Source organism: Rhizobium sp. BK049 (assembly GCF_014193135.1).
In the GTDB taxonomy this organism is placed as follows: Bacteria; Pseudomonadota; Alphaproteobacteria; order Rhizobiales; family Rhizobiaceae; genus Rhizobium.
In genome coordinates, this window is record NZ_JACHYV010000010.1 from 180,346 (window position 1) to 191,460 (window position 11,115).

At 59.5% G+C, this 11,115-nt stretch carries 16 protein-coding genes and 1 tRNA gene; 9 read left to right on the forward strand and 8 right to left on the reverse strand.

What is annotated here, in order from left to right; genetic code table 11:
• The first annotated feature begins 6 nt into the window (after positions 1–6).
• The gene (locus FHT70_RS13365) at positions 7–717 is read left to right on the forward strand and encodes a GntR family transcriptional regulator (protein ID WP_097597910.1); all 711 of its coding nucleotides are present in this window, start codon (positions 7–9) and stop codon (positions 715–717) included.
• Positions 718–745: 28 nt separating this feature from the next.
• Here the strand turns inward: FHT70_RS13365 and FHT70_RS13370 are convergent, their stop codons facing one another.
• Both FHT70_RS13370 and FHT70_RS13375 read right to left on the reverse strand, forming a co-directional pair.
• Positions 746–1,156, reverse strand: coding sequence for a DUF4174 domain-containing protein (locus FHT70_RS13370; RefSeq protein ID WP_085778839.1), 411 nt, complete (start codon positions 1,154–1,156; stop codon positions 746–748).
• Between the two features lie 219 nt (positions 1,157–1,375).
• A complete protein-coding gene (locus FHT70_RS13375) occupies positions 1,376–1,759 on the reverse strand; it encodes a hypothetical protein (protein ID WP_038690240.1) in 384 nt (127 codons plus the stop codon).
• A gap of 350 nt (positions 1,760–2,109) precedes the next feature.
• Between FHT70_RS13375 and FHT70_RS13380 the strand changes: the two genes are divergently transcribed.
• Positions 2,110–2,316, forward strand: coding sequence for a hypothetical protein (locus FHT70_RS13380; protein ID WP_097597908.1), 207 nt, complete (start codon positions 2,110–2,112; stop codon positions 2,314–2,316).
• Between the two features lie 25 nt (positions 2,317–2,341).
• Entirely contained in the window at positions 2,342–2,581 is a 240-nt protein-coding gene (locus tag FHT70_RS13385; protein ID WP_097597907.1) for a DUF2934 domain-containing protein, read from the forward strand.
• Positions 2,582–3,347: 766 nt separating this feature from the next.
• On the opposite strand, the gene FHT70_RS13390 is transcribed toward FHT70_RS13385, so the two are convergent.
• A complete protein-coding gene (locus FHT70_RS13390; protein ID WP_020921837.1) occupies positions 3,348–3,542 on the reverse strand; it encodes a hypothetical protein in 195 nt (64 codons plus the stop codon).
• Positions 3,543–3,665: 123 nt separating this feature from the next.
• Here FHT70_RS13390 and FHT70_RS13395 point away from each other — a divergent pair, with 123 nt between their 5' ends.
• The 3 genes from FHT70_RS13395 (at position 3,666) to FHT70_RS13405 (ending at position 5,458) form a co-directional block, all read left to right on the forward strand.
• A complete protein-coding gene (locus FHT70_RS13395) occupies positions 3,666–4,391 on the forward strand; it encodes a LuxR family transcriptional regulator (RefSeq protein WP_183701829.1) in 726 nt (241 codons plus the stop codon).
• A gap of 213 nt (positions 4,392–4,604) precedes the next feature.
• Positions 4,605–5,270, forward strand: a complete 666-nt coding sequence (locus tag FHT70_RS13400) for an acyl-homoserine-lactone synthase (RefSeq protein WP_085778842.1) — start codon at positions 4,605–4,607, stop codon at positions 5,268–5,270.
• Positions 5,267–5,458: a hypothetical protein gene (locus FHT70_RS13405; protein ID WP_020921840.1), complete on the forward strand. Its 192-nt coding sequence runs from the start codon at positions 5,267–5,269 to the stop codon at positions 5,456–5,458. The genes FHT70_RS13400 and FHT70_RS13405 overlap by 4 nt, the downstream gene beginning before the upstream one ends.
• A gap of 131 nt (positions 5,459–5,589) precedes the next feature.
• Here the strand turns inward: FHT70_RS13405 and FHT70_RS13410 are convergent, their stop codons facing one another.
• The gene (locus tag FHT70_RS13410) at positions 5,590–5,958 is read right to left on the reverse strand and encodes a response regulator (protein ID WP_183701832.1); all 369 of its coding nucleotides are present in this window, start codon (positions 5,956–5,958) and stop codon (positions 5,590–5,592) included.
• A gap of 222 nt (positions 5,959–6,180) precedes the next feature.
• Between FHT70_RS13410 and FHT70_RS13415 the strand changes: the two genes are divergently transcribed.
• A tRNA-Ile gene (locus FHT70_RS13415) sits at positions 6,181–6,256 on the forward strand.
• Between the two features lie 158 nt (positions 6,257–6,414).
• Here FHT70_RS13415 and FHT70_RS13420 read toward each other — a convergent pair.
• The 3 genes from FHT70_RS13420 to FHT70_RS13430 form a co-directional block, all read right to left on the reverse strand.
• Positions 6,415–7,020 (reverse strand): hypothetical protein, encoded by a 606-nt coding sequence (locus tag FHT70_RS13420; protein ID WP_183701835.1) that lies wholly within the window; start codon positions 7,018–7,020, stop codon positions 6,415–6,417.
• A 713-nt stretch (positions 7,021–7,733) separates the two neighbouring features.
• Positions 7,734–8,360 carry an outer membrane protein gene (locus FHT70_RS13425; RefSeq protein WP_085778845.1) on the reverse strand — a complete coding sequence of 209 codons (627 nt, stop codon included), beginning with the start codon at positions 8,358–8,360 and terminating at the stop codon, positions 7,734–7,736.
• Between the two features lie 139 nt (positions 8,361–8,499).
• Complete coding sequence (locus tag FHT70_RS13430; RefSeq protein ID WP_085778846.1) at positions 8,500–8,694, reverse strand: hypothetical protein; 195 nt, start codon at positions 8,692–8,694, stop codon at positions 8,500–8,502.
• Positions 8,695–8,943: 249 nt separating this feature from the next.
• Here FHT70_RS13430 and FHT70_RS13435 point away from each other — a divergent pair, with 249 nt between their 5' ends.
• Positions 8,944–9,087 carry a hypothetical protein gene (locus tag FHT70_RS13435; RefSeq protein ID WP_164517803.1) on the forward strand — a complete coding sequence of 48 codons (144 nt, stop codon included), beginning with the start codon at positions 8,944–8,946 and terminating at the stop codon, positions 9,085–9,087.
• A 157-nt stretch (positions 9,088–9,244) separates the two neighbouring features.
• Here the strand turns inward: FHT70_RS13435 and FHT70_RS13440 are convergent, their stop codons facing one another.
• Entirely contained in the window at positions 9,245–9,796 is a 552-nt protein-coding gene (locus FHT70_RS13440) for a hypothetical protein (protein ID WP_183701838.1), read from the reverse strand.
• A gap of 425 nt (positions 9,797–10,221) precedes the next feature.
• Between FHT70_RS13440 and FHT70_RS13445 the strand changes: the two genes are divergently transcribed.
• Complete coding sequence (locus FHT70_RS13445; protein WP_183701841.1) at positions 10,222–10,959, forward strand: SIMPL domain-containing protein; 738 nt, start codon at positions 10,222–10,224, stop codon at positions 10,957–10,959.
• The last annotated feature ends 156 nt before the right edge of the window (positions 10,960–11,115 follow it).

Below are 11,115 nucleotides of genomic sequence, written 5' to 3' on the forward strand. Positions count from 1 at the left end.
GTTTTCATGAAATCCGCCGCCAAGGCCATGCAGGCCGAAGAAGTCGCCGAAACCGGCGCGCATCAGATCCGCGATGCCATTCGCGAGGCAATCGTCGAGCGCAGGCTTTCCCCCGGCACCAAGCTTTCCGAAAGCGATGTCGGCAATCTTTTCAATGTCAGCCGCACACTTGCCCGCGCGGCGCTGCAGGCGCTTTCCTATGAGGGCCTCGTCAGCGTCGAGAAGAACCGCGGCGCGTTCGTCGCCTATCCCTCCCCTGATGAGGCCCGCCAGATCTTTTCCGCCCGGCGCCTCGTCGAGCCCGGCATATTGCGCGAGGCGGCGGCGCGGATCACCGCTGATGACATCGGGAATCTGCGAGAGCTTTTGCAGGAAGAAGGCCGCCTGATGAGCGAGCGCGGCCAGACGGCCCGGCGCGCGGAGATCAAGGCATCCGGCGATTTCCACCTGATGCTGGCGGAAATTTCGGGCAACGCCATCATGCAGCGCTTCATGGAGGAGCTCGTCGCCCGCTCATCCCTCGTCATCGCGCTCTACGGCCAGTCGACCGCTTCCAGCTGCGGCCATTCCGAACATGGCGATATCATCTCGGCGATCGAAGGCAAGGAACTCGACCGCGCCTGCCAGCTGATGCTGCATCATATCGCCCATATCGAGTCCGATCTCGACCTGCGCGAACGCAAGAGCCTCGGCCTCAAGGAAGCCTTCGAACTCTGAGCGGTTGGGCGCACGTCGCCAGCAGCTATCACGACGCCTTCTTCGGCAGCTTGTCCAGCGCGGCGAAAATCTCTTCCGCCGTCCGCGGCTCGCTTGAACGCAGCTTCACCGCGCCGTCACGCCCGATCAGGATCAGCCCGAACTCGCTGTAAGATGGCCCTTGCAGCCGCTCGCGAATATCGTCCGCATCAAGTTCCCAGCCATCGTCGAACAGCGAGAAAGCGCCGCCGCCGGCGATGATGAACACTTCGACGTCTTCCTCGATGAGGCGCATCTGCGCGTTCCGCAACCATTCGTCCTGGGTTGCCGCGCGGTCGTCCTGCGCATCGGCGAAGATAATCAGCACCCGTTTGCTGTCTCGAAACTGCTCGAGCGATTGCGGAAGTTCCGGCTCACGTCGCGGCGTGCCGATGATTTCATGAACGATGGATCTCAGCATGGTGCTATTCCTCGCCCGTCATCTACGGGCTGTGACTGCGCCATTCCAGCGCCGGCGCATTCAAGACGCGCGGGAACGCTGTAAAGCGCTGAATAACTGAATAATTCCCAAATCCGGTACGAACTGGGATCATGCAGTAAACGGCTGGAAATGGGGGAGGTTCCGACGAAGCGGAAAAGGATCGCAGCTCAACATCCGTTAGCCGCGATCCCTTTCCCGTCAGTCGCGGCTCTGGTCCTCGGCGGCATGCGCCGAGACGGCGACAAGGTCCGCTGTGCCGTTGGCAAGCAGGCGTTTGCGCACCAGCACGCGCATGACGCGTGCGGCCGTCGAGAAGGTCATCTGGTCAAGCGGACCTTCGCCCTCCCAGGGCTTGGTCAGCCGCTCGGTGACGGCACCGACGATATTCATCGGCACGATGTCGGTGCATTCGCGCATGGCTTCGAAAACGAAGCTGATCGGGATGACCCTTCCTTCATGGGTCACGATCGGTTCGGTCAATTCGCTGTCCCATTCCTCGAAGGCGTAAAGTGCTTCGCGAAACAGCTGCTGGAGGGTAAACGGCGCGTGGCCGTTATGAAGTGGCGGCAGGGCATTCATCATGTCTGTCTCCTCTTGATGGATTAAGCCAAAATCCTCCTGGCTCGGTCAGCATGAACGCGGGGAACGCAGCGTTTTTTGCCCCTGCGGACCGAATAACACGATTGATTCTATAGAGTAATCTTTCGTGAATAAAGCCCATTTCTCGGCCGAGGCGGCACCCGTTTTCCTAAACGCATGAAATTCCTGCATGTTTTAGGCGAAAATTTCTCAATGAGTCGGATTCGTGAAAATCCATGCCTGCCGCGTGTGATTGTGCGGGAGGCGGGAAAAACCCTGAAAAATCACGGAACTTTTGCAGCTGTAATCTGTTTTGTTCGCGCACTTCGTAAATGCAGATGGGGTTACCACCAATGACGCAGATCCGTGAACCGGAGCGGCGGGCCAAAGTCCTGCGCGGCCGTCCTTACAGCCTTGATGAATTCGCCTCCAAATATGGCCTGCGCAGCGACCAGGCCGAGAGTCTGTTTACCCGTTTCGGGCCCTCCTCGATCGAACTCGATTTGCTGATGGCAGCCAAGCGCCGCGCGCCTGTTCTGTCGGACAGAATTGCCGAATAACGCCTTTCACGAACGGAATCGATAGATGAGCGACAGACGCCATGAGTGGATCAGCAAACGGGCCTATGCGATCTGGGAAGAACAGGGCCGCCCTGACGGCCGAGACAGCGAACATTGGCGCCAGGCAGTCGCCGAGCGGGACGCGCTGGAACGCACGCAGGCCTCCGTCGACGGACGCGAGGTGCTGGTGAAGTTCCGCCCGAAGCCGCAACGGCCGGAACTGCCGCGCGACGGCTGGCTCACTCCGCCCGCCAAGGCCGGTTAATCCAGGACGCCGGTGGCCGGCCTCGTCCTTCGAGGCCCCTGCGGGGCGCCTCGGGATGAGGGCGGAGAGAAGGTGCGGCTTGCCTTACCGGAGGGCTGAGCGGCACGTCAGAGCCTGCTCTGTCGAATATCCCACCTAGCCCCCGACCCGCGTCAGCCACCACCTGGCAATCATGCTAAGCAGCCCGCCACGGCACACGATGGCCCACCAGCCACGCAGCACACTGATCAGTCCTTATCCTGAGGCGCGGAGGCCAAAGGCCGGAGCCTCGAAGGATGGAGGCGGGGCAGCACCCCGCTTTCGGAGGAAGCGCCGGTGGCCGACCTCGTCCTTCGAGGCCCCCGCGGGCGCCTCAGGATAAGGGCGGAGAGAAGGTGTGATCTCACGATGGCGGAGAGAGGGATGCGGCTTGCCTCGCCGGAGGCGGAGAGAGGGTGCGGCTTGCTTCAACGGAAGACGGAGAGGCGCGCCGAAAACGGCGGGCGCGTGGATAATGGCACAGTCCACCCCCCTTCCCCGAACGCCGCTGCTTCCGCTTGAAACACTTCGTCAAGCATATTGACACAAATCCATGGAGTACGGGTTTTTCTTTGACCCACCCGCGACATTGCCGCTCGACACTCTCCTCGCAAAATCGGAAACGGGATAGGGATGAAAAATTGCTCATGCGCGAAGCGTGATTCCATCCGGCCGCGGCGCTGATTGCTGCCCGGCCGGGCCTCTCATGTCGGGGAAAGCCTTACACCGCCCGCCGGCGCGGGCCATGTCAGAAAGCGTTGTTTTCCTGGCAAAGCGCCCGGTGGACCTCGGTCCAGAACAGCGCCAAAGGGGTGTCGCCGTTGCGTTCGGCAACAAGGGCACGGATCAACGCTTCGGAACCTGCCATGTCCTGCCAGCTGGATTTCAGGCCCTTGGCGGCCTGTCGGCATTCGGCAATCTCGAACGGTCTCTTGCTGTCCATATGAGGTCTCCTCATGAAAGGCGCTAGCAGGCGGCGGCTGGATTGTCATTCCCCGCATATGTGGGGATGCCTTGTATTTATGACGGTCCTCGCGGTAAGATTGAGAGAACTGGGACAATGGAAATGACCGAGAATACCTACAGCGACAAGTTCGAACCCGCTTTCGAACAGATCAAGGCTGCAGCCAATGTGGATGCCGCCATCCGTATTCTCCAGGCGCAATATGGTCTCGATTTCGTGACCTACCATCTCGCCCAGACGATCGCGAGCAAGATCGATTCCCCCTTCGTGCGCACCACCTATCCGGATGCCTGGGTCTCCCGCTACCTCTTGAACAGCTATGTGAAAGTCGATCCGATCGTCAAGCAGGGCTTCGAGCGCCAACTGCCCTTCGACTGGAGCGAGGTCGAGCCGACCCCGGAAGCCTATGCCATGCTGGTCGACGCCCAGAAACACGGCATCGGCGGCAACGGCTATTCCATTCCCGTCGCCGACAAGGCGCAACGCCGCGCGCTCTTGTCGCTGAACGCCCGCATCCCCGTCGAGGAATGGGCCGAGCTTGTGCGCCGCTGCCGCAACGAATGGATCGAGATCGCCCATCTGATCCACCGCAAGGCCGTCTATGAACTGCATGGCGAGCATGATCCGGTGCCGACATTGTCGCCGCGCGAGATCGAGTGCCTGCACTGGACCGCGCTCGGCAAGGATTACAAGGATATCTCGGTGATATTGGGCATATCGGAGCACACGACGCGCGATTACCTGAAAACCGCCCGCTTCAAGCTCGGCTGCGCCACGATTTCGGCGGCCGCCTCGCGGGCAGTGCAGCTGCGCATCATCAATCCCTGAGAATCGGAATCGATTTTCTGAAGATACGATGTGTCGATTCAAAAGCCGGAGGATCGTGATCCTTCCCGGCCGCGCCTCGTCTTCGCCTGCGTGAGTCAATACTCATACTTTTGGGCTAATCCCCCCATCTGAGGGGGCCCATCTGAGGGAATTTCCGATCCGGCACGCCTGAACCATTCTGCTCTCCACGAACTGCAAACGCTGGAGGGCAAAATGTTCGTTATCATTCAGGCACATGAGTATCAGAAATACGCCGCCGTACTTGAGCAGATGTTCCGCCTGCGCAAGAAGGTCTTCGCCGACCAGCTCGGCTGGGACGTTCCCGTCATCGGCCCCTACGAACGCGACAGCTACGATTCGCTTTCTCCGGCCTACCTCGTCTGGTGCAACGACAGCCGCACGCGCCTTTATGGCGGCATGCGCCTGATGCCGACGACCGGTCCGACGCTTCTCTACGACGTCTTCCGTGAGACCTTTCCGGCCGCCGCCGATCTCGTGGCTCCGGGTATCTGGGAAGGCACGCGCATGTGCATCGACGAAGAGGCGATCGCCAGGGATTTCCCCAACATCGATGCCGGCCGCGCCTTCTCGATGATGCTGCTGGCGCTCTGCGAATGCGCGCTCGACCACGGCATCCACACGATGATTTCCAATTACGAACCCTATCTCAAGCGTGTTTACAAACGCGCAGGCGCCGAAGTGGAAGAACTCGGCCGCGCAGACGGCTACGGCAAGTATCCCGTCTGCTGCGGCGCCTTCGAAGTATCTGACCGCGTGCTGCGCAAGATGCGCGCCGCCCTCGGCCTGACCCTACCCCTTTATGTCAGACATGTTCCGGCCCGCTCGGTCGTGACGCAATTCCTGGAGATGGCAGCATGAAACGCCTCGTTGAAACCGCGACACCGAAAGACATCTCCGCCTTGGAGCGCCATGTCCTTGCATCCCGCGACATCGCCACGCAGATAGGGGATCCCTTCCTCTCCTATCTGCTTTCGATGGCGCTGTTCACAATCTACGAAAAGAAGGCTCAGCATGAGAATGAGGCGCTGAAGAGCAGCTTCGGCTGAGGGCGCGGGTCCCCTCCGCCGCGCCTGAAGAGGGGCACGCCTCCCAGCGCCTCGCGCGCAGCCGCAAAACCTGTCCCCGTTTTGCGGCTGCGCGCCCCCAGTCACCTCGGGTCGTCAACGCCTCAAGGACGTCAAGCCATCAGGGAATCGATCGTCGAAATCAGCGTATCGTGCAGATAGGGCTTGGGCAGGAAGGCGGCATTGGCAGGCAGCGCCAACGGATCGAGCCGCACCATGCCCGAGGTGATGATGATGCCGATATTCGGCCACATCGCCCTCACCCGTTTGGCAAGCTGGATGCCATCCATCGAACCGGCCATGTTGACGTCGGTGAACAGGATATCGACATCCTGCCGGCCCTTCAGCACCACCAGCGCTTCATCCGCATTCGCCGCCTCCAGCGCCACATGGCCGACATCCTCCAGCACATCGAGGATATTGAACCGGATCAGCGGCTCATCCTCCACGATGAGCACCACGGCACTGTTCGAAACCACCATCTGCAATCGCCCTTATCATGCGGAATATGATTCGAATAAGTGTTTCCGGCGTGCGAAGGTTCCAGTGCCTCTGCCCACGAAATATGCATCATCCACAGATGTTGCCCTGCCCGCTTGTGGCTACCTGCAATTTGGGCTAGAGCGAACCGATGCCGTGGGAACCATTGCCCCGGCATCCAGGTGCCGGCTTCCGGCACCACGGCGTCGGACACCCGACGCTGAGGGCCTGTAGCTCAATGGTTAGAGCCGGCGGCTCATAACCGCTTGGTTGGGGGTTCGAGTCCCTCCGGGCCCACCATTAATTTCGAGGGTTTAATCGATCTTTTCACCGAACGGTGTAGCCTGACGCGAAAACCCGGGATTTTGACACCAGGTTCCGGAATTTTCAAATTTCGGAAGAAAAGGAATCGGGGGCCTCTGAAGGAGCCGATGAAAACCTCGCATCGCAGCGCGTCCTCATTTCTCGTGAAGATCTGGATGCTTCGTTCCCGGCGCGCTCTTCCGCAAAGCATCCTGCAAAAACGCGCAGGTCTTTTCAAAGCGTCCGCGATGGTCGAAAGGGTTGTCGGATGCGCTCCATGCGCTTCCAGACCTCAACTCCGAATTCGGTGACCGGTGCCACAGATGCATAAGACCTTCGGCGTCCGGACCGGTAATCGCGAAGTTGATATATGTAAGTTTCTCGACCAACTTCGCCACGTCGGGATGGTCGAACGAATGTACCCCTAACTCATGGGCAAATTCGTTCCGGATCCTCCCAATGTTTTTCAACGCTTTGAGAGCGCCTGATCCGACTATGCCCAAAGCAAAAGCGATATCCGCGCGTGCAGCGAAATTGCCGAGCGGCCCGTATTTCTCCGGGTCGAATATACGATTAATTACAGCTGGATCAGATTGCCTCCCCGGGAAATAGCGCTCGATGGCTGATCGCAACTGGTCCTCGACGACGCTGGCGTGAACGATGGCAATCGAGCGGTCCGCCTCGCGGCGAGCCTGCCTCATCGCCTCACTTTGAACGGTCAGCGCGTTGTAGGCCGCCTCTCCGCCGAAGGCCACAATCATTGTGTTTCTTACTTTGGCCTGAAGTGCTTCAGACCAAGCCCGTTGCTTTTCGATTGACCAGGCCGGCGGCTGAGGCCGCTCGCTTTCTTCACCACGCGCTAAACGATCTGCATGCTCTAATAGCGCTCACTGGTGGCGTGCTATCTCATCTTCCAGTTCGGCGAGCCGTGCGGCGGTTACCTCTGTCATTTAAGCAATCCGAGCTACCTAATTGTAGCCTTCGTGATCGTGCACAGCGACGCGTTCGATTTCGCAATCAACGTCATACGAGTGCGAATGAACTGCAGTGCCTCCGGATCCGCCTCCGCTCGAAGCAGCCTAAACCCTTCCATTTCCTCTCCCTCTTCGCAAACTTAGGGCTCAAAAGAGCAGCCCTCGACTCGCGCGCAGCCCTCGCGTGGCAAGAAATGGAACACGAACTGCGATTGAGAATCCAGAGGAATATCAAGCACGAGTAAATTTATAGGACCGCCGGTGGCCAATCTAGGTTCTGCAACCTCCGATAAATTTCTGCTTCCCGTCATTCGGTTCCATGTTGAGCTAGAGCTTAGATCGAACAACGCGATGTTGAGCGTGGAAAGCCACGACGGTCGGGTGCTACGGGCCGGGGGCCGACGCATGTGAGCGATCGGAGGATTTTGCTGACATTGCCATGAAACGCAAAAGCCCCGCTGTCCTCGCGGGGCTTCTTTTCACCGACCAACGGACAGCTTTTAGAACTTCACGCCGATACCGAACTTGAGCTCGTGCTGGTTGAGATCGACGTCGACACCGAGAATGTCTTTCTCGCCGAAGTCATTATACCGATACTCGCCCCGGGCGAAGATGTTGTTGGTGATGGCAAAGTCGACGCCGGCGCCGACGGTGTAGCCGTTGAAGGTCTCGGTTTCCTTGTCTAGCCCCGGCAGGTCAACGTATCCACGCGTAGCGGTCCAGCCAGCCGCGCCATAAAGCAGCGCTCTGTCAAAGGCGTAGCCGACACGACCACGAACAGCGCCGGCCCAATCGGTGCCGACATCCGCGCCAAGCGCTTCCTCTTCGTTCCAATTGTATTCGAGGTTGCCCTCGATGCCGACAACGATGTTGTTGTCGAACTGGAAATTGTAACCTGCAAATGCACCGAAGACGCCGCCGTTGAAATCCTGGGAATCGCTGGCGCCGCCGGCGCTGAAGTCACCGTTTAGCCAACTAGCGCCGCCATCGATGCCGAGATACGGGCCTGACCAGGTGAAAACTGGCGCAGCCGCAACAGGCGCGGCTGGGACGTCCTGCACTGCATCCGCTGCAAAGGCGCTCGTTGCGACGAGTGCTAGAAAAGTGGTGGCGATCGTGAGCTTCATGTTCGTGACCCCATGTCTTGCAACACAACTGGAGGATACAGCCTCGTTCAACAAATAGCTGTAACGCCAAAGACACACTCGCATAACTGCACGGTAGAGAACATATCCGCCGAAGCGATCATGGCAAGTATCGCACCCTCTAATAACTGCACGAACGCCCATCGCTTGGCCTGAACCCACCACCGCAGGCCGGGTTGAGCGGCTGACTCTCGTAGTAGTAACCGCCATCGATCGACGAAGTCTGGTCGATGTATCCTGACGATGTGCAGGCCGAAATGAGCGTGGCAAGGCTGATCAGCGTTCCGGTCGCGATCAATGCGAAAAATCGGTTCATCTGAGCTTCTCCTCGGGGCATGGCTTCCACCCAAACCGTACAATTTACACGCCGCGGTGCAGAGAGCATTGATCTGCGGCAATCGACTGCCTCCGGCGGGTTCTTGTCACGCTAAAGTGATCGCTTTTCTACCCGCTTTTCCATGACCATGCGCTGTCACATAACTGTCATGCAAAATTGCCCGTTGTTAAGGCAGCCTGCGCAAAATATATGCCGCCAGCTAACAAAAAAAAGAATGAGTGAACTGCCATGAGCATACAGAAACTTTTCAATCGCAATCTCCTGACCCGTTTTGTTGCCGGTCTCGGTGCGGTTCCCCAGCGCATTCGCGAGGCCCGCGAAGAGCGTAAGCCCGCGATCCATCCCTCCTTCATGGATGATTTCGGCGCCTGAGGCGCGGCGGGTCCTTCGATCCGCTCCCGGGCTTCGGCCTCTGGTCTTGCAGGATTTTATCCCAAGACCGTTTCACAGTTCTGCGCGACAGCGTCAGCCGCCCAATGTCCCGGCCGCCGGGTGAGGTACAAGACCTCGCCTGGGCTGCCGCACATTCTCAGTTGATCGCAGGTGCAGACGGTTCGCCCCAGCTGGAAATGGGTTGACCGGCCTTGGTCGCCACCCTGGCGTCGTAGAGTGCCAGCGAAGCCTGGAGCTGGCGCATATCGTTGCAGCGGTTGATGATGCCGCCGATATATTGCACGCAGTCGCTGGCGCTGCCCTGCACCGAGCCCGTGGCCCAATCCTTGACGATCCCGTCGGCGCCGACCAGGAAATAGGAAAGCCGGTTATTCTCGGAAATCGTGGAGCTGCCGACCAGGCCGACGAAGTTCGTGCCGGTCTCGGTCCTGGCGGCGGGCGCCATATGTCGGTAGATCGTCATGCCGTTCTTCAACGGTGTTGCGCCGATCATCGGCCCGAAGGTTGCTTCGGAGCCGGAGAGCCGCGCCATCGGCGATTGACCGAGATTGGCGACCTCCACATAGGCTTTGCCCAGCGCATAGCTGGTGTATGAGCGGTTGGCGGCGCTTTCGGCCTTTTCTGCCACTTGGCTGCAGCCCGTCAAACAGATGGCGAGGCCGATCGAAAGAATTGTCATAAAGCGCATGCTGCCCCCTTGCCGGACATGGCGTGTCCGGAAGCCCCTGTTGCTTAACCCGCCGTCATTGCTAGCAGCTTTGCGGGATTTGGGAAGGCGAGCGTTGGAAGATGCAGGAATGCAGGCCTTCCGTGCCACGCCCCTTTGCCCTGCCGGGCATCCCCCACAGGTGGGGAGATCATAAGTGGCGAAATCTTCGCGTCTCTCCAGCGTTTCGCCGGGCTGAACGCTGATCTTTTGGCGGGCGATCGCACCCAGCCAATCCCCCGCTTGTGGGGTAGATGGCCGGCCAGAGCGGGCGGCCACGGAACGCCTACTCCTACCACCCTCACATTTTTCTCCCGATCCGTCACCGCCCCCTTCCCTTCCGCCGCAATAGCTTCACAATCAACCGACAGAAAGCTCATCGGGAAACGACAACTAGGGAATGAAACATGGCGCCGATTCTGACCAAGACACTTGTGATGACTGCCCTTCTGGCCCTGCCGCTCGGCAGTGCCGCGCCTGTATTGGCGCAGGAAGCAAAGCCGCGTGAGGCGGTGATTTCGGTGACGGGCGATGGCGAATCGTCCTTGGCGCCCGATATGGCCGTCGTCAATCTCGCCGTTGTCAAGCAGGCGAAGACCGCCCGTGAAGCGCTCGACGAGAACAACAAGGCGATGAATGACGTGCTGAAGGCGCTGAAGGACGGCGGCATCGCCGAGCGCGACCTGCAGACCTCGGGCTTCTCCATCCAGCCGCAGTTTAATTATCCGCAGCCGGTCGATGGCCAGCAGCAACAGCCGCAGCTGATCGGCTACCAGACTATCAATTCGGTCACTGTGCGCCTGCGCGATCTTTCCAAGCTCGGCCAGGTGATCGACCAATCGGTGACACTCGGCATCAATCAGGGCGGCGACATCCAATTTACCAACGACAAGCCGGATGCGGCGCTCGAAGAGGCGCGCAAGAACGCCGTCGCCGAAGCCGTCAAGAAGGCGAAAACGCTGAGCGAAGCCGCCGGCGTCAAGCTCGGCCGCATCATCGAAATCAACGAGAATGAGCCGCGCCCGCTGCCGCAGCCCGTTTATCGCGCCACGATGATGAAGGAAGCCGACGCTGCGGTTCCCGTCCAGGGCGGCGAGAACAATTACACTGTCAGCGTCACCGTAACCTTCGCCATCGAGCAGTAAACGGAAGCGCCGCGCGTCTTTTGACGCCATGTGCTGACTGCTGGCGGCCGCCTGCTAGCGCTGAACGACCGGGTTGATGATCGACATTTTGGACCGGGATGATACCTGACAGTTTTCATTCTGTCGTGTGTGCTGCTTTAGGCCTCATCGGCCCGG

Coding starts and splice junctions, on each gene's coding strand:
- FHT70_RS13365 (WP_097597910.1), top strand. CDS start 7: ATGAAATCCGCCGCCAAGGCCATGCAGGCCGAAGAAGTCGCCGAAACC.
- FHT70_RS13370 (WP_085778839.1), bottom strand. CDS start 1,156: ATGCTGAGATCCATCGTTCATGAAATCATCGGCACGCCGCGACGTGAG.
- FHT70_RS13375 (WP_038690240.1), bottom strand. CDS start 1,759: ATGATGAATGCCCTGCCGCCACTTCATAACGGCCACGCGCCGTTTACC.
- FHT70_RS13380 (WP_097597908.1), top strand. CDS start 2,110: ATGACGCAGATCCGTGAACCGGAGCGGCGGGCCAAAGTCCTGCGCGGC.
- FHT70_RS13385 (WP_097597907.1), top strand. CDS start 2,342: ATGAGCGACAGACGCCATGAGTGGATCAGCAAACGGGCCTATGCGATC.
- FHT70_RS13390 (WP_020921837.1), bottom strand. CDS start 3,542: ATGGACAGCAAGAGACCGTTCGAGATTGCCGAATGCCGACAGGCCGCC.
- FHT70_RS13395 (WP_183701829.1), top strand. CDS start 3,666: ATGACCGAGAATACCTACAGCGACAAGTTCGAACCCGCTTTCGAACAG.
- FHT70_RS13400 (WP_085778842.1), top strand. CDS start 4,605: ATGTTCGTTATCATTCAGGCACATGAGTATCAGAAATACGCCGCCGTA.
- FHT70_RS13405 (WP_020921840.1), top strand. CDS start 5,267: ATGAAACGCCTCGTTGAAACCGCGACACCGAAAGACATCTCCGCCTTG.
- FHT70_RS13410 (WP_183701832.1), bottom strand. CDS start 5,958: ATGGTGGTTTCGAACAGTGCCGTGGTGCTCATCGTGGAGGATGAGCCG.
- FHT70_RS13420 (WP_183701835.1), bottom strand. CDS start 7,020: ATGATTGTGGCCTTCGGCGGAGAGGCGGCCTACAACGCGCTGACCGTT.
- FHT70_RS13425 (WP_085778845.1), bottom strand. CDS start 8,360: ATGAAGCTCACGATCGCCACCACTTTTCTAGCACTCGTCGCAACGAGC.
- FHT70_RS13430 (WP_085778846.1), bottom strand. CDS start 8,694: ATGAACCGATTTTTCGCATTGATCGCGACCGGAACGCTGATCAGCCTT.
- FHT70_RS13435 (WP_164517803.1), top strand. CDS start 8,944: ATGAGCATACAGAAACTTTTCAATCGCAATCTCCTGACCCGTTTTGTT.
- FHT70_RS13440 (WP_183701838.1), bottom strand. CDS start 9,796: ATGCGCTTTATGACAATTCTTTCGATCGGCCTCGCCATCTGTTTGACG.
- FHT70_RS13445 (WP_183701841.1), top strand. CDS start 10,222: ATGGCGCCGATTCTGACCAAGACACTTGTGATGACTGCCCTTCTGGCC.